Below are 16,535 nucleotides of genomic sequence, written 5' to 3'. Positions count from 1 at the left end.
ATCGCTTCAGATTCTGGACTGGCCTTGGGTCCCCTTTCAGGGGCAAGCTGGCGACGCCGGCCACAGCCACGGCCGCCGGAAAGGACACCATGACCAAGATCGCCATCATCCAGCGACCGCCCGTGCTTCTGGATCGCGGCGCCACGCTTGCGAAAGCCGTGCAATGGGTCGCCGAGGCCGCGCAGGCCGGGGCATCGCTCGTCGTCCTGCCCGAATGCTTTGTGCCGGGTTACCCGTCGTGGATATGGCGGCTCGCGGCCGGGCGAGACGGCAGCGTCATGGGCCAACTGCATGCGCGCTTGCTGGCGAACGCCGTTGACCTGGGCGCAGGAGACCTGGCCGAGTTGTGCGAAGCCGCCCGCGCCCACGAGGTGACGATCGTGTGCGGCATCAACGAACGCGATCGCCAGCAAGGCGGCGGCACGCTCTACAACACCGTCGTGACCATCGGCGCCAACGGCGAGCTGCTCAACCGGCACCGCAAGCTGATGCCCACGAACCCCGAGCGCATGGTGCACGGCCAGGGCGACGCGTCCGGGCTGCGCGTGATCGACACGCCGGTCGGCCGCATCGGCGCCCTGATCTGCTGGGAAAACTACATGCCGCTCGCGCGCTACGCGCTCTATGCGCAGGGCGTGGAGATCTACATCGCACCCACCTATGACAGCGGAGAGGGCTGGCTCGGCACGATGCGCCACATCGCGCGAGAAGGCCGCTGCTGGGTGATCGGCAGCGGCACGGCCCTGCACGCCAACGACATTGCGCAGGACTTTCCGAACCGCGAAGCGCTGTTCCCCGACCCCAACGAGTGGATCAACGACGGCGATTCGGTGGTGGTCTCACCGACAGGGCAGGTGGCCGCCGGGCCGATGCACAGGGAAACCGGCATCCTCTATGCGCAGATCGACGTGGCGAGCGTGGCGCCTGCACGCCGAACGCTGGATGTGGTGGGGCACTATGCGCGGGCGGACGTCTTTGAGCTGCACGTGCGGCGGACGCCAGCGGTGCCGGTGCAGTACGTCGACGGCAGCTGAGCTTCCGGTTCGTCGACAAGCCGGAATCGTGCCGACGAACCGGAAGCCCCGGCCACATACCGCCCCGGCTGGCTGTCCATGAGAGCTGCCTCAAATGTGCGCCAACGCACAGAGGCATGCAGCGGCACGCGCTACTTTCGCGCCATGCCTACCCTCCTCTACGATGAGCCGGGAGAGCGGTCCCATCCGCTGCGGGTGCTTGTTGTCGACGACAACTACATCAATCGGTCATTGGCTGCAGGATGGCTCGAGGCTTTGGAGATCGAGACCGTCTTGGCGACCGACGGCGCCGAAGCCGTGCGTCTTGTCGAAGAGGGCGGCGAGTTCGACCTCGTGCTGATGGATCTGCAGATGCCCGTCATGGACGGTATCGCTGCGACAGCGAGGATCCGCCAGTTCGAGCACGACCATGGATCGTTGGCACCGCGCAGGATGCCCATCCTGGCGTATTCGACCGAAACCATTGGAGCCGATGACTTCTTGCGGGACTTGGGATTTGACGCCGCGCTCCCCAAGCCTTTCACAGAACAAGACGTCAGATCCTGCCTGTCGCGATGGTGTCCTGGAAGGGTGCGCCCACGGCCGGAAGTGCTCGACGGCGCGACCGTCCGTTCTCGGGGGCCCATCAGGAGAAGCGTGTGACCGCCATGGGGCGGAACGGCGAGTTCGAGCGGTAAAGAAGTGGTCGCCGGCTTGGGTGAGGCGCACCGCCGAGGGACTGGGCAGATGTCTTTGAGCTGCGAGTGCGACGCGCGCCGGTGCCGGTGCATCACGTCGACGGGGGTTGAACGGGATCGCGCGGCTTCCTTGCCGTGACGATCAAATCGTCCTGCTCGTCCCGTTCTCGACGTGGCGCAATTCGGGCGGTCTCGATGACGAAGCCTGCCGCCTCTATCTCGGAGAGGATGTCTTGCGCGGTGCCAATGTATCGGGTTGGCCTGCCGTTCACGACGATGGTCCTCGTGCGCGGATCGAAGATGGAGCTTGTTCGCTCCGACAGAACATCGCCACACATCGTGAGGACGACGAAGATTCCATCCGGCTTGAGAACTCGCGCAACTGCGGCCAAGCACCTTTGCCGATCCTGGCCGATGATGCAGTGAAGGCAATGCCCGTCGATCACGGCATCGAACGAATGATCCGGGCACGACTCCAGCGAAACCACGTCATCGACTCGATAGGAGACGCGAAGGCGGCGGCCGGCGAGGCGCTCACGAGACCATTCAACGGCAGTTGGCGAGATCTCCACGCCGGTGACACCAAAGCCGCGTTCGGCGAGCGCCATCGAGAGGTTTCCTGCCCCGCTGCCAAGCTCCAGAAGCTCGGCCGACGTTGGGATCTGGGGGGCGGACAAGGCAGGGATGATGTGGGAGAGCATCTCCTCATAGTCGGTTTTGGAACTCCAGCCATCGGCTCCGACTCCCCGCAGCTTCACGTAGATCTCTTCATGACTCGCGTAGTCCGCGGCCTGCGGGTTCATCCTGTCGCCCTCCTTCGTCCAAACGACTGTAGCCGAGCGGGTCGGCGCGCTGTGGCGAGCATTGCTCATGCGCCATTGAGCCTGAACTGATCCAGACGCCGTGCGACCGTTGTCAGAAACCGCTCTCTGAGACGGCCGCTCGACGGAAGGCCTTGAGGGGTGACTTCAGACTGATTGCCATCGTTCCGTCGTTCGACGGCGAGGCGCTGAACTTCAGCAACCGGCCAGGAGCACGCGTCTATATGCGGACGCTTGCAGCCGCCCACTCGCCAAGCCTGGCTCAGTTGTCCAGCCGCGCGTCGTGGAAGTCGTTCTCGTGCACGATCAAAAGGCGAACGCCCTTCCGACGCAGTTCAACAGCCTTCTCCACCTTTCGCCCATAGCAGGCGAACGCCCAGCAGGGGTTCCCGTCTGCACCGATCACGAGGTAGTTGAGCTCCTTGCTCACACTATCCAATGGGATTCCACCCAACTCGCGGACCATGTCTTCGAGCTCAGCCCGCGTGAAGCGGGATGCGGCACCCGTGAAGCAAAAGGTCGACTCCGAGAATCGAATGTCAGGCATGACGGCACAGAGAGCGCCGATCCGCAGCTCCGGCCCGTCAAAGGCTACTGGCCGAACGATTGTCCGTTCGTCAAGCACGGCCATGAACTCCGAGAAGAAGTCAAGCAGCAGCCTGTGCTCTTCTTCATCAATGCGGCCGTCAGCCAGCACTTTGGTCGCGAGCGTGGCGACCTCGTCGTAGGGCCAGCAGGTCTTCAAGTGCTCATGATGGTCGAGCCACTCCGATAGTCCACGAAGCTCCTCGACGGTGATGGTCCCGTCGGCAGCGATGCCGCCGACAACCGCATGCAGGCGCTGTAGATCGGCAGTCACCATATCGAAGAACTCGGTGCCTCGAAGCCGCTCACAGAGCCACCTAATGTCCGCGCGCTCCTCTGCGTCAAGGACGCCATCCTCGAGCGCGGCCGCAATACGAGGCACCAGTTCCGAGAATGGGTGGCGGCCGGCAACATCTTGGTGGTCGACCAGCCACAGCTTGAGAGTGCCGATCTCGGCATCATTGATCCTGCCGTCGATCGAGATTCCCTCAAGCAGGCCAAGCAGTGAGTTGATCGACCTCTCAAGGCGCGCCTTGCCGGTAAAGCGGTGATAGGAACGATGATCGGGATGCATTGCCGGTCCCCTGCTTGGCGCCTCACTGGCGCGCACGGGACTTTAGACCCGACGGTCAAAGGCTCGGCCTCCTCAATATTGAGGAGGCCGATGCCTCATGAGTTCTGCGTTGGCGTGCTCTTGTGGCCGATGCGCTCCCGAGCACGGCAGCCGCATTACGGCTGCTTCAGACTGACCTGAGTCAGTCGGCGGCAGCGCCCTGAGCGGAAGCAGCCAGCGAGGAGCGGACTTTCGCTTAGCCGTGATCCCCACAGAAGACGCCGATCCGCAGGAGTTCTCAGAAACGGACGGCATCCACTCGTTGAGCGTGGACGACGGTCAACGAGGCGCTGCAAAATTGCTTGATCGATGTACTAGACAACCGGGGTTGCCGTATGACCAACGGGTTCGATTGGGTTCCGTTCTACGATGAGATGGCGCGGGCTCTGCTGGCCTATCGCAACCGACAATCCGAGCTAGTCAAAGTCTTGAAGGAAAGCGGCGTCCGAGGGCTCATCGATCAGGACCCTAAAGGCAAAGCGGTCGAGCTCACTGAAATCGACCCGTTCACCTTTCTAGCTCTACTAAACAAGCAGTCTCATCGCGAGCGGACGAGGGCCTTGATGGGCGTCAAGGCGCGCCTTGGTCTCAGCAACGCTGTCCCGGAAGGCTTTCTCGGAATCCCGAAGGCCGATCCTCGGCAGTCTTGGCTCTTTCCCTATCGATATGAACGGCGTGCGGACGATGTCCCCAAGCTTTGGGATCTGTTCGAGGGTGTGCTGTCTGGAAAAAGGATCAGCGAAGAGGTGTTCGCCGCTGCTCGTACGGTCAAGTACGTAGGCGAAGCAAAGCTCACGCAGGCCATCTTCCGAGCAGCCCCAACGCGGTTCTTCCCAGTGGACGGGCAAACCGTCAGCTACTTGGCGGGATTGCAGCTTCAAAGCAGGTTCAGCACCGCCAAGGAATTTCAGGACATCTGCGAAGGGGTGGCGAAGCAAGTGGCTAAGCCACTATACGAGCAGTCTTACGACGCCTGGCTTGCAAATCAACCGAAGAAGCCCAACGCCGAGGCTGAGTACCAGAAGAAGGTGCTGGCAGCGGCCGTCTCCGCGAAGGTTGTGACCGAGAACGACGGCGGAGTGCCGGTGCCGAAGGTGAAGAAGACCGGTCTCACGAGCGGCGGGTTCCAGCGGAACCCCAACGTCGCCGCCTCAGCGCTGAGGCTAGCCGACTTCAAGTGCGAGATCGATGCAAGGCATCAGACCTTCATCTCGAATGCCAAGGGCATGCCTTACGTAGAAGCTCATCACCTAATTCCGTTTGGCAACCAAGGCGGCTTCCCGTTCTCTCTAGACGTCACGGCAAACATCGTCGCTCTGTGTCCGAACTGTCATCGACTCTTGCACCATGGCCGAAAGGCAGACAAGGCTAGAGAGCTCGCGACGCTTTTTTCTCGACGCAAGACCAGGTTGCAGGAGAAGCAGTTGAAGATCAATGAGTCCGACCTCATCAAGATGTATCGGGGAGACTTGCTCGAAGAGGACGCGTGACGGGGTGCGACTGGACGTCAAACGAGATCTGTAGCGGCACGCACGTTATCAGACGCTAGGTCGGTCCCATCCGCTTGCTGTGTATGCAATGTGAGTGGTTCGTGCATCCGAAGAGGGAGTCGTAGCCGTGCGGCAGACCTGACCTTCGGCTGCAGACTGATAGCGGAACTCCACGAGCGGCTGGTCTACGGCCCTTCAAATGCAGGTCAGTGTGTACGTGGGTCCGTATTGCTCATCCCTGACCGGTAGATCTTGGTCATCCAACATCTGGTTTGCTCGTTCATCGCATGTTCTATCGGATCCTGCTAACCGCCACCAAACGGCGTACGGCTTATGCCGTAGGTCGGGTTCTGTAGAAGAATCTCGCACCATGCGGTGAAGCAATGAGCTAATGCTCCAGCTGCGCGGCGGGTCAGCGCGCTCAAATACGCACACCAGAATGAGCCTTAAGGAATGTCATCATGAAGCTACAGGCCTATCGTCTGCAGAACTACCGCCGGCTGCGCGACGTTGTCATCGAGCTCGATGAAGAGATTTCCATCTTTGTCGGCGCCAATAACAGCGGGAAGACGTCGGCTGTTCAAGGCCTGTATTCGATGATCCGCGGCGATGCGAAGAAGTTCGAGCTCTTCGACTTCAGTGCGGCGCTCTGGGCCGAGATCGACGCTATCGGCAAAACGGCTCCAGGGGACGCGGACGCGCCCAAGAAGTTGCCGTCCATCCTGTTGGACCTCTGGTTCCGTGTCGGTGAAGACGATCTCGCCACCGCGATGTCGCTACTTCCGAGCACTGAGTGGGATGGCAAGTGCGTCGGGATCCGTGTGGCGTTTGAACCTCGCGATGCCAACGAGCTCGTCCGACGGTTCCATGAACTGCATGAGAAGGCTAACAACGCGGCTATTGCGCTGGCGGCGAAGCGCAAGGCAGCCAGTGAGCCTGCCGCCGAGGCAGGAGCGGGAGTCGAGGCCAGCGAGTACAAGCCCTGGCCGGAAAGCCTCACGAAGTACCTCACGAAGGAACTAAGCAAGGAGTACACCTTCCACTACTACGTGCTCGATGAGCGGGCTTTTGACGGCTATCAGGCAAAAGAGGCCGACTACGAGCCGCTGCCCCTTGGCAAGGAGCCGGGGGGCGCCGCCATTCTCAAGTCGCTGGTGAAGGTGGACTTCCTGCGCGCGCAGCGGCACCTCGATGACCCGGACGCTGGTAGCTCCGACCGCGCCGAGAGCCTGTCACGGCGACTGAGCCGTTTCTATCACCGCAATCTGGAGAAGCGTGGCGACGACCATGCAGCGCTCAAAGCGCTCGATACCTCCGAGAAGGAGCTGAACTTCCACCTGGAGGAAGTCTTCAGTGGCACTCTCAAACGCTTGGCCAAGCTCGGCTATCCAGGCGTGAACAATCCCGAGATCGTGATCCGGGCGGCCTTGGATCCGACCACCGTCCTAGGGCAGGACGCCAAGGTCCATTACGTGATCCCGGGCGCGGCCACCGCCCAGCTGCCCGACAGCTACAACGGCCTGGGGTTCAAGAACTTGGTCTACATGGTGGTGGAATTGCTCGACCTGCACGAGCAGTGGAAGGCCGAGGAAGACAAGCGGGCGCCGCTGCATCTGGTCTTCATTGAAGAGCCTGAGGCGCATCTGCACGCGCAGATCCAGCAGGTCTTCATCAGGAACGTGTTGCGCCTGCTTGAGGATGCCAACGACCACGCGACGTTTTTCCTCACGCAGCTCGTAATCACCACGCACTCCCCGCACATCCTTTATGAGCGCGGGTTCTCTCCCATTCGGTACTTCCGTCGCGTTAGCGATCAGCTCGAACATCACACCGACGTGCGGAATCTGTCGCTCTTCAAGACGGGCGCGGCCGACGCTCCAGTGCGCGAGTTTCTGCAGCGGTATCTGAAGCTGACCCACTGCGATCTCTTCTTTTCCGATGCGGTCATTCTGGTGGAAGGCAACGTCGAGCGCCTGCTCTTGCCAGCCATGATCGAGTCGGCTGCCAAGCGGCTCCGTTCCTCCGCCCTGACCATCCTGGAAGTCGGTGGTGCGTTCGCGCATCGCTTTCAGGACCTCATCGCATTCGTTGGGCTCACGACGCTGGTCATCACGGACATTGATAGCGTGACGGTCAAGCCGAATGCTAAGAATGTAGCCACGCAGGGGGCCCACGCCGCCGCTGACGGTGCCAGCGACGACGATGACGACGACCTGAAGCCCTTCGAGCTCGAAGAAGACGACGAGGCAGAGCCGGGCGGGAAGAAGAAGTCCAAGAAGCGGGGCAGCACCTGCCATGCGCACGTCGAAGGTGCCGTGACGTCCAACCAGACGCTCATCAGCTGGATCCCAAAGAGGCGGTCGGTGGCCGAACTCTGGGAAGCCACGGAAGAACAAAAGACGTTGTCGCTGGCCGCGGGTTCCAGTGCGGAAGTCCGAGTGGCCTATCAGACAAGGATTCCGGTGACGGTGGGTGCGGTGACCTCGCTGCGCTGCGGCCGCACGCTTGAGGAGGCCTTTGGCCTTGAGAACGCAGACTGGTGCCAGGCCGAAGCCAACCGGCAGGTCGGCCTCAAGCTTAAGCGTGCACCGAGCAGCCCCGAGGAACTGGCTGAGAAGCTGCACGACAGGGTGGTTGGCAAGAACTTCGACAAGACCCGCTTTGCGCTGGAGGTCCTGGCAAGTGGTCCGCTCAATGGATGGAAGGTCCCCGCGTACATCGCCGAGGGCTTGGCCTGGCTCGAAGCGAAGGTCGCCCATGAACTTGAGGCGGACGCCGCCGTCGCCGCCGAGGTCGCGACGATTGAGCCGGCTGCAGCCGCTGTTGTCGCTGTCATTTCCGAGGGGGAGCAGACGGCATGAGCAGACGAGTCGATAGCCCGGACACCGACGCCGACCGCGAGATCCATGCGTGCATTGCCGCCACCCCCCCGCAGCCCTTCGTGGTTCGTGCCGGCGCAGGTTCCGGCAAGACCACCTCGCTCATTAAGGCACTGGACTGGGTGATGTCGGAGCACGGCACTAGCATGCGAGCGAAGAAGCAGAAGGTCGCGTGCATCACCTATACCGACCTCGCCGCCAATGAAATCCTGGCAGACGTTAAAGACGACCCGCTCGTTCATGTCTCGACCATCCACAGCTTTTACTGGGCCATTGCCAAGACGTTTCAGGCCGACATCAAGGTTTGGCTGAAGAATGACATCCGCAGGCGGGCCTCCGAGCTGGAAGAAGAGTTCAAGAACTACGGCCCGCGTGTTCGACAGTCCACGCGCGACAGAAACAAGGCAGACCAGGAGCGCTATGCCCGAAACCTTGAAGCTCTGGACGGCGTCAAAGCATTCAACTACGGCGTGGGCAGTGACTACGCGAAGGGCATCCTCGGCCACGAGGACATTCTTCAACTCGCGGACTTCCTGCTCCAAGACCGCCCGCTGTTTCGACGGGTCGTGGCGCTGAACTACCCGTTCGTTTTTATCGACGAGAGTCAGGACACGTTCCCGGGGGTGGTGAGGTCTTTCAAGCAAGTGGAAGCCCAGATGCGGGGCAAGTTCTGTCTCGGGTTTTTTGGCGACCCAATGCAGTCGATCTTCATGAGAGGCGCAGGAGACATTCCGCTCGAAGACCATTGGCGGGCCATCACCAAGCCCGAGAACTTTCGTTGCGCCAAGCAGATCCTGGACGTCGCCAACGCCGTGCGCGCGCAGGGCGACGGCATGAAGCAAGTCCGCGGGCTGCACGAGAGGGTCGATGGGGACCTCAAGCTCGTGGAGGGCTCGGCCCGGATGTTCGTCCTGCCGAACACGCTGAACCGAACCGAGACCCTGGCAAGAGTCCGGACGTGGAGCGCGGCGACGAACAGCGATGAGGGTTGGACGACCCCGGACATCGCGGTCAAGATTCTTGTCATCGTGCACCGCATGGCCGCAAATCGGCTCGGCTTCGGCGGCATCTACTCCGCGCTGAATGACAAGACGTCGGAGGCCATGAAGCAAGGGATGCAGGACGGCACCGGCTGGCCCGTTAGACCTTTCCTCGGTTTTGCGCTGCCGATCGTTGCAGCGATGAAGGCCGGCAACGAATTCGCAGCGATGAACCTGCTCCGGGAGTTCAGCCCGCGCCTAGCACCTGGGGCGCTGCACGGTCACCGCGCCGCGGATGTACTGCGAGAGCTACGCGCAGATGTTCTGAAACTCGTCGCCATGCTGGACGAAGGTCGTACCACCGTTGGTGACATTGCCCTCCATCTACGCGACGCGGGCCTTTTCGAGTTCGACGAGCGCTATACGCGCCTGCTTGGGTTCGTCGGAGATCTTGCAGACGCAGTTCAAGAGGCCGAGGCTGCTGATACAGCGCCGGCCGAAGGACGATCCTCGGACGCAGCAATGGCCAAGTTCTTCAAATGCTCTGCGCAAGAGCTTCGGCCCTACGAACGCTATGTCTCAGAAGGTTCCCCCTATGCCACGCAGCACGGCGTGAAGGGCGCTCAGTTCGAGCGCGTCATCGTGGTGATGGACGAGGAGGAGAGCGACTACCGAACCTACAACTACGAGCGGGTCTTCGCCAGTGCTGAGGCCCGCGCGGCAGATCGTGCACGAGCTCAGGACGGTGATGAGAACACTTGGAGCCGAACACTGCGGCTGCTTTACGTCTGCTGCACCCGCGCCAAGCGGGGGCTGGTGCTGACGTTCTTTGTTGCCGACCCGGCGACCACACTAGAAAACGTCGCGGCGAGCGGGATCATGCCGCGGGGCGCTGTCTTCACTCAGGAAGATCTGTCCGTGCTTCCGTAGCCGAGCAAGAAGCACAGGTGTTCTATTCGCACATGCGTCGACCGCTCGGTCCGTTGGCGCCGACGCGGCCTACTGATGCTGCATCCTGCACCTTAAGGGGCGGCTGGCGATCAGCTGGATGCAGTGAAGGACCGCTCTCGCTGGAGGCTGTGTGAAAACTCCTGTTCGCCAGGATTTCAGGGGTCTTCCTACCCCTCCCCGAAGGCCGATCGTTGAATACAGAGCGATCTGAGAGGTCGATCCGCGGCGTCGTCGTCGAGTCGGCGAGTTTTCACACAGCCTCGCTGCATTACGGTCAGCCGGACGCGGCCCAAACAGCCGCGGCGGCTCCGAGGTAACGATCCGAACTCAAACCATGGCTCAGTCGCCCCGACACCGCCGACTGCCCCGCCCTCACCCCCCACGCCCCAACCTCCTCGCATTCGCCACCGCCCTCCGATGCACCGGCGCCAACCCCGCGCCGATCCACCTTGCCGACGCTTTCGCCCACGGCGTCGCATCCGGCCATCGCACGAACGGCACGCCGCCCAGCCACAGCCGTGACACGTCGGCCATCCAGGCCTGTGCAAAGGTGAACTGCGCTCGCCAGGCCTGCAGGCCCATCGCCTGCCAGGATTCCTGAAACGCCTGCAGCTTCTCGCTGCCCATGCGCGTGAACTCGCGCCGGTCGCGCGCGGAGAGCGTGTTGGCCGTGCCGGCCGCAGCCATGCGCGCCATGCGCTGCGCCACCACCAGTGGCGCGGCTACAGAGAGTTCGATGGCCTGGCGCGCAAGGCGCTGTTGGGCCGGTGAGGCGATGCGGCGTCGACGGGGCATTCGTGGCTCCTGATGAGCACCGCATCGGCAATGCGCGTGCCGGCCGCCTGGTCAGCAAGGCCGCTCGTGCGCGGCCGCGCCTCGCGGTTCAGACCGCCATGTTCATGATGTCGGTGTAGGCCTGCACCAGCTTGTTGCGCACCTGCAAGGTCGCCTGAAAGCCGATCTGCGCCTTTTGCATCGCGACCATGGTCTCTTCGATCGAGACGGTCGGGTTGCCGAGCTGAACCTGGCGCTGCATCTCGGTCACCTGGTTCTGCGAGGCACTCACCTGCTGGAGCGCGCTGCTGAAGCTGGTCGCAAAGCTCGGCTGCACCGCGCCCGCGCCTTGCTGCGCCTGCGTCGAGCGCGCAACGCGCTGTGCCACGTCGGCCATGCCCGCTCGCGCGGCGGCCTGGGCAAAGTCGAACGGCTTGAGCTTGACGTCCATGGTCTGAGTGCGGTGACCGGCGCGGCCGTGACACGTGTCACGAACCGCTTTTCCTTGCTGCTCATTGTGTTCAAACGACCGTGCGGCGAAGAAGGGAACTGACGGGAAACAGCCTGCCTGTTCCCCCCACTTCCGGCTCAAGTCGCAACAAACAATGCCGAGCAACGGCTACTTGCGGACACATGTCGCGGGTCGCCCAAAACGAACAACAGCGCGAACAACACCACCCCATGGACAACGCCCTGGTCACCCAGATGCCCGCAGGCTCCCCCGCGCTGATGAACGGTGGCTCCGCTGCCGGCGCGCCGGCCGATGGCTTCGTGCAACGCCTGGCGGCGCTGCCCGCGCCGCGCAAGTGGATGCTGGGCCTGGGGCTGGCGGCGATCGTCGGCATTGCCGCGATGCTGCTCACCACCGGCCAGCGCGGCGACTACAAGGTGCTCTACGCCGGCCTGTCCGATAAAGACGGCGGCGCCATCCTCGCGCAGCTGTCGACGATGAACGTGCCCTACAAGCACGCCGACGGCGGCGCCGCGATCCTGGTGCCGGCCGACAAGGTGCATGACGTGCGCCTCAAGCTCGCGTCGCAAGGCCTGCCCAAGGGCTCGGTGGCCGGCTTCGAGCTGATGGACAACGCCAAGTTCGGCCAGACGCAGTTCCAGGAGCGGCTCACGTTCCAGCGTGGCCTCGAAGGCGAGCTGGTGCGCTCGATCTCCTCGCTCGCCGCGGTGCAAAGCGCGCGCGTGCACCTGGCGCTGCCGAACCAGAACGGCTTCTTTCGCGAGCAGCAAAAGCCCAGCGCCAGCGTGCTGCTGACGCTGCACCCGGGCCGCACGCTCGAGCGCGCGCAGGTGGCCGGCATCGTGCACCTGGTGTCGTCCAGCGTACCGGAGATGAATCCCAAGTCGGTCAGCGTGCTGGACCAAAGCGGCGCGCTGCTCTCCGGCTCGCCGGAGAACGCGGCCGACGGCCTCAACGCGCAGCAGCTGCAGTACGTGGCGCAGATCGAGCGCAACTACACGCAGCGCGTGGTCGACCTGCTCGAGCCGGTGCTCGGCCGCGACAACCTGCGCGCCCAGGTGACCGCCGAGGTCGACTTCTCGCAGACCGAGGCGACCACCGAGGACTACGCGCCCAACCAGGGTCCGAACGCCAAGACCACGGTGCGCAGCCAGCAGATGGTGGAGTCGAGCAACGGCGCGGGCGCGCAGCCGGCCGGCGTGCCGGGCGCCACCAGCAACCAGCCGCCGGTGCCGGCCACCGCGCCGATCAACGGCTCGGCGCAGCAGATGCAGGCCGCCAACGCCGGCGGCGGCAGCTCGCAGAGCAAGCGCGAGTCCACCGTCAACTACGAGGTCGACAAGACCGTGCGCGTCACGCGCGCGGCCACCGGCACCGTCAAGCGCCTGAACGCCGCGGTGGTGGTCAACCACCGCAGCACGACCGACGCCAAGGGCAAGGTCACGACGCAGCCGCTGTCGACCGAAGAGCTGGACAAGCTCACCTCGCTGGTGAAAGAGACCATCGGCTTCTCGGCCGATCGCGGCGACTCGGTCAAGCTGGTCAATGCGCCGTTCAAGGTCGTCAAGCCCGAGGCCGAGGCCGACGTGCCGCTGTGGAAGCAACCCGAGGTGCAAGACCTGCTGCGCACGCTGGCCGTGCCGGGCGCGCTGACGCTGCTGGCGCTGCTGGTGATCTTTGGCGCGGTGCGCCCGGCGCTGAAGGCGGCGCAGAAGGCCAAGCCCGAGGTCACGCCGGTCACCGCGGTGGTCGACGACCCGCTCGCCTTGCCCGGTGCCGCAGCCCTGCCCGCGCTCGAGGCACCGGCCACCGACCGCCGCCTCGAGCAGGCGCGCGTGCTGGCCAAGGACAACCCGGCGGCGGTGGCCAACATCGTGCGCACCTGGGTCACCAAAGACTGACGCAGAACTGATCGGACAACAACATCATGGACGACCAGGGACTCGAAGACTCCGCGATCCTGCTGATGTCGCTCGGCGAGGAAGAAGCCGCCGAGGTCTTCAAGCATCTCGCGCCCAAGGAAGTGCAGCGCCTGGGCGAAACCATCGCCAAGATGAAGACGGTGCCGCGCGAGCGCGTGGAGCAGGTGCTCGAGCGCTTCGACACCGACGCCTCGGACCAGAGCATGCTGGTCAGCGACACCGACGAATACGTCAAGAGCGTGCTGCGCAAGGCGCTCGGCGAGGACAAGGCCAACCTGCTGATCGACCGCATCCTGCAAGGCGGCGACGTCTCCGGCATCGAGAGCCTGAAGTGGATGGACCCGGCCTCGGTGGCCGAGCTGCTGCGCAACGAGCACCCGCAGATCGTCGCGGCGATCCTCGTGCACCTCGAGTTCGACCAGGCCGGCGACGTGCTCAAGCACTTCACCGAGCGCCAGCGCAACGAGGTGCTGGTGCGCATCGCCACGCTCGACGGCATCCAGCCCAGCGCGCTCAAGGACCTCAACGAGGTGATGAGCAAGGTGCTGGCCGGCGGCGAGCGCATGAAGAAGTCGAACATGGGCGGCGTCAAGAGCGCGGCCGAGATCATCAACATGCTCGGCAACTCGATCGAGACCTCGGTGCTGGACTACATCCGCGAGGCCGACCCCGAGCTGGCGCAGAAGATCATGGACAACATGTTCACGTTCGACGATCTGCTGAAGATCGACGACCGCGGCATCCAGGCGCTGCTCAAGGAAGTGCAAAGCGAGTCGCTCATCATCGCGCTCAAGGGCGCGACGCCCGAGCTGCGCGAGAAGATCTTCTCCAACATGTCGACGCGCGCCGCCGAAACGCTGCGCGAAGACCTCGAGTCCCGCGGCCCGGTGCGCGTGTCCGAGGTCGAGGCCGAGCAGAAGGAAATGCTCAAGACCATCCGCCGCCTGGCGGACGAAGGCCAGGTCGTGATCACGAGCGGCGGCGATGACCAGTTCCTCTGACCGCCCGCCGGGCCCCGCGCCTTCGCCGCTGCCGGGCGAGCGACTGTTCGTCGAGCGCCGCGCGCGCCCGCGCCCGGAAGCGACGCAGGCCGTGCCGCCGCGCGAAGGCTACGCGCGCTTCATCCCGCGCGAGGAGATGCCCAAGTACGCGTCGTGGACGCCGGGCTCGTTCGGCGGCGAGGCGCCGGCCGCCGCGCCGGCCGAGCCCGCGCCGCCGACGCCGGCGGAGATCGCGCAGCAGATCGCCGCGGCGCGCCAGGCCGGCTATGCCGACGGCTACCGCGACGGGCTGGTCGCGCTCGATGGCTTCAAGCAGTCGTATGCGCAGCAGGTGACGCAGCAGGTCGGCCAGGTCGCGCAGCGCTATGCCGAGCGGCTCGGCGCGCTGGAAAAGCAGATCGCCGACCACGTGGCCGAGATCGCGATCGCGCTCGCGCGCCAGGTGGTGCGCGACGAGGTGAAGGCCCGCCCGCAGCTGGTGGCCGCGGTGGCGCAGGAAGCGCTGGCCGCCGTGCTGGACAGCGCGCAACGCGTCACGCTGCGCCTGCATCCCGAGGACCATGCGCTGGTCGCGCAGCACGCGGCCGAGGCCGTGAGCGCGCACGGCGCGCGGCTGGCGGCGGATGCGTCCTTGTCGCGCGGCGACGTGCTGGTCGACAGCGACGTCGGCGCGATCGACGCGACGCTGGCCACGCGCTGGCGGCGCGCGGTGGCGGCGATGGGGCGCGCGGGGGAGTTGGCTGAGTTGAATGGGGATCAGGCGTGAGATTTGGCTGGACCCTCACCCATACCCTCTCCCGCACGCGGGAGAGGGAGCAAGACGGCGCGGCGCAGGCAAAGCACTCCCTCTCCCGCGCTCGGGAGAGGGCTGGGGTGAGGGCCAAGCCATGAACCTCCCCCGCGAACCCTGGCAACCCTCTGAAGGCGCCCTGCCGCCCGACTGGTCGCGCTACATCGACGACCTGCGCCAGCACGCCGCCGGCCCGGTGCCGCTGGAGGCGCAGGGCAAGCTGGTGCGCGTGGCCGGCCTGGTGCTCGAGGCGGCCGGCATCCGCATGCCGGTCGGCTCGGTGTGCGAGGTGCAAGGCGAAGGCAACGCGACCGTGCAGGCCGAGGTGGTCGGCTTTGCCGGCGACCGCGCCTTCCTGATGCCCACCGGCGAGGTGCATGGCCTGGCCAGCGGCGCGCGCGTCGTGCCGCGCCGCGCGCCGATCCTCGCGCCCTCGCTCGGCGCGCCCAGCCATCCGTGGCGGCGCAGCGAAGACCGCACCCGTCACCTGCCGATAGGCGTTGGCCTGCTCGGCCGCGTGATCGACCCCAACGGTCATCCGATGGACCGGCTCGGCCCGGTCCATGCCGTGCGCAACGAGCCGCTCGTGCGCCGCCCGATCAACGCGATGGACCGCGACCCGGTGCGCGAGCCGCTGGACACCGGCGTGCGCGCGATCAACGCGATGCTCACCGTCGGCCGCGGCCAGCGCATCGGCCTGTTCGCGGGCTCGGGCGTCGGCAAGTCGGTGCTGCTGGGCATGATGGCCAAGTACACCGCGGCCGACGTGATCGTCGTCGGGCTGATCGGCGAACGCGGCCGCGAAGTGAAGGAATTCATCGAGGACATCCTCGGCGAAGAAGGCCTCGCGCGCTCGGTGGTGGTGGCCGCACCCGCCGATGCGCCGCCGCTCACGCGCATGCAAGGCGCCACCTACGCCACCGCGATCGCCGAGCATTTCCGCGACCGCGGCCAGCACGTGCTGCTGCTGATGGACTCGCTCACCCGCTACGCGATGGCGCAGCGCGAGATCGCGCTGGCGATCGGCGAGCCGCCGGCCACCAAGGGCTATCCGCCGAGCTGCTTCGCCAAGCTGCCACAGCTGGTGGAGCGCTCGGGCAACGGCCTCAACGGCTGCGGCTCGATCACCGCGTTCTACACCGTGCTCAGCGAGGGCGACGACCAGCAAGACCCGATCGCCGATGCCGCGCGCGCCATCCTCGACGGCCACATCGTGCTCTCGCGCGAGCTGGCCGAGGCCGGCCACTACCCGGCGATCGACATCGAGCGCTCGGCCTCGCGCGTGATGCACAACGTCGCGCCCAAGGCGCACCTCGACGCGGCGCGGCGCTTCCGTCAGCTGTGGTCGCGGCTGTCGAAGGCCAAGGACCTCATCGCGCTGGGCGCCTACGCGCCCGGCCACGACGCCGAGCTCGACCTCGCCGTGCGCAGCGCCGACGCGATGCGCGCGCTGCTGCAGCAAGACATGCACGACGCCTCGCCGCTCGCCGCGAGCGTTGCGCAACTGCGCCAGACCGCCGGCGCCTGATCCCATAACGAAGCGAGC

The 16,535-nt window shown here is 64.9% G+C and carries 13 protein-coding genes; 9 read left to right on the top strand and 4 right to left on the bottom strand.

The annotated features are described in order from the left end of the window. Positions 1-89: 89 nt before the first annotated feature. Together ACO2TI_RS15015 and ACO2TI_RS15010 are read left to right on the top strand one after the other, a co-directional pair. On the top strand, positions 90-1,034 hold the full coding sequence (locus ACO2TI_RS15015; RefSeq protein WP_423285510.1) for a carbon-nitrogen hydrolase family protein: 945 nt from the start codon (positions 90-92) through the stop codon (positions 1,032-1,034). Positions 1,035-1,178: 144 nt separating this feature from the next. Beyond that, positions 1,179-1,676 (top strand): response regulator, encoded by a 498-nt coding sequence (locus ACO2TI_RS15010; RefSeq protein ID WP_423285509.1) that lies wholly within the window; start codon positions 1,179-1,181, stop codon positions 1,674-1,676. Between the two features lie 127 nt (positions 1,677-1,803). Here the strand turns inward: ACO2TI_RS15010 and ACO2TI_RS15005 are convergent, their stop codons facing one another. Beyond that, positions 1,804-2,514 (bottom strand): class I SAM-dependent methyltransferase, encoded by a 711-nt coding sequence (locus tag ACO2TI_RS15005; RefSeq protein ID WP_423285507.1) that lies wholly within the window; start codon positions 2,512-2,514, stop codon positions 1,804-1,806. Positions 2,515-2,794: 280 nt separating this feature from the next. Further along, positions 2,795-3,691: a BRCT domain-containing protein gene (locus ACO2TI_RS15000; RefSeq protein WP_423285505.1), complete on the bottom strand. Its 897-nt coding sequence runs from the start codon at positions 3,689-3,691 to the stop codon at positions 2,795-2,797. Between the two features lie 374 nt (positions 3,692-4,065). On the opposite strand from ACO2TI_RS15000, the gene ACO2TI_RS14995 reads away from it, so the two are divergent. The 3 genes from ACO2TI_RS14995 (at position 4,066) to ACO2TI_RS14985 (ending at position 10,009) form a co-directional block, all read left to right on the top strand. Then, a complete protein-coding gene (locus ACO2TI_RS14995) occupies positions 4,066-5,220 on the top strand; it encodes an HNH endonuclease (protein WP_423285503.1) in 1,155 nt (384 codons plus the stop codon). A 461-nt stretch (positions 5,221-5,681) separates the two neighbouring features. Continuing rightward, positions 5,682-8,081 carry an ATP-dependent endonuclease gene (locus ACO2TI_RS14990; RefSeq protein ID WP_423285501.1) on the top strand — a complete coding sequence of 800 codons (2,400 nt, stop codon included), beginning with the start codon at positions 5,682-5,684 and terminating at the stop codon, positions 8,079-8,081. Next, positions 8,078-10,009 (top strand): UvrD-helicase domain-containing protein, encoded by a 1,932-nt coding sequence (locus ACO2TI_RS14985; protein ID WP_423285499.1) that lies wholly within the window; start codon positions 8,078-8,080, stop codon positions 10,007-10,009. The genes ACO2TI_RS14990 and ACO2TI_RS14985 overlap by 4 nt, the downstream gene beginning before the upstream one ends. A gap of 393 nt (positions 10,010-10,402) precedes the next feature. On the opposite strand, the gene ACO2TI_RS14980 is transcribed toward ACO2TI_RS14985, so the two are convergent. Both ACO2TI_RS14980 and fliE read right to left on the bottom strand, forming a co-directional pair. After that, entirely contained in the window at positions 10,403-10,825 is a 423-nt protein-coding gene (locus ACO2TI_RS14980; protein ID WP_423285497.1) for a polyhydroxyalkanoate granule-associated phasin, read from the bottom strand. Between the two features lie 88 nt (positions 10,826-10,913). Then, positions 10,914-11,255, bottom strand: a complete 342-nt coding sequence (gene fliE / locus ACO2TI_RS14975) for a flagellar hook-basal body complex protein FliE (protein ID WP_423285496.1) — start codon at positions 11,253-11,255, stop codon at positions 10,914-10,916. A gap of 230 nt (positions 11,256-11,485) precedes the next feature. Here fliE and fliF point away from each other — a divergent pair, with 230 nt between their 5' ends. From fliF to fliI, 4 genes are all read left to right on the top strand, one after another. Further along, on the top strand, positions 11,486-13,177 hold the full coding sequence (gene fliF, locus ACO2TI_RS14970) for a flagellar basal-body MS-ring/collar protein FliF (protein WP_423285494.1): 1,692 nt from the start codon (positions 11,486-11,488) through the stop codon (positions 13,175-13,177). A gap of 26 nt (positions 13,178-13,203) precedes the next feature. Further along, positions 13,204-14,199 (top strand): flagellar motor switch protein FliG, encoded by a 996-nt coding sequence (fliG, locus tag ACO2TI_RS14965; RefSeq protein WP_423285492.1) that lies wholly within the window; start codon positions 13,204-13,206, stop codon positions 14,197-14,199. Then, entirely contained in the window at positions 14,183-14,965 is a 783-nt protein-coding gene (locus ACO2TI_RS14960; RefSeq protein ID WP_423285490.1) for a flagellar assembly protein FliH, read from the top strand. Before fliG ends, ACO2TI_RS14960 begins: the two co-directional genes overlap by 17 nt. A 121-nt stretch (positions 14,966-15,086) precedes the next feature. Further along, entirely contained in the window at positions 15,087-16,517 is a 1,431-nt protein-coding gene (gene fliI / locus ACO2TI_RS14955) for a flagellar protein export ATPase FliI (RefSeq protein ID WP_423285488.1), read from the top strand. Positions 16,518-16,535: the final 18 nt, after the last annotated feature.

The organism is Caldimonas sp. KR1-144 (assembly GCF_049446155.1).
GTDB lineage: Bacteria > Pseudomonadota > Gammaproteobacteria > Burkholderiales > Burkholderiaceae_C > Rivibacter.
This window is presented reverse-complemented; position numbering and strand designations above follow the sequence as displayed.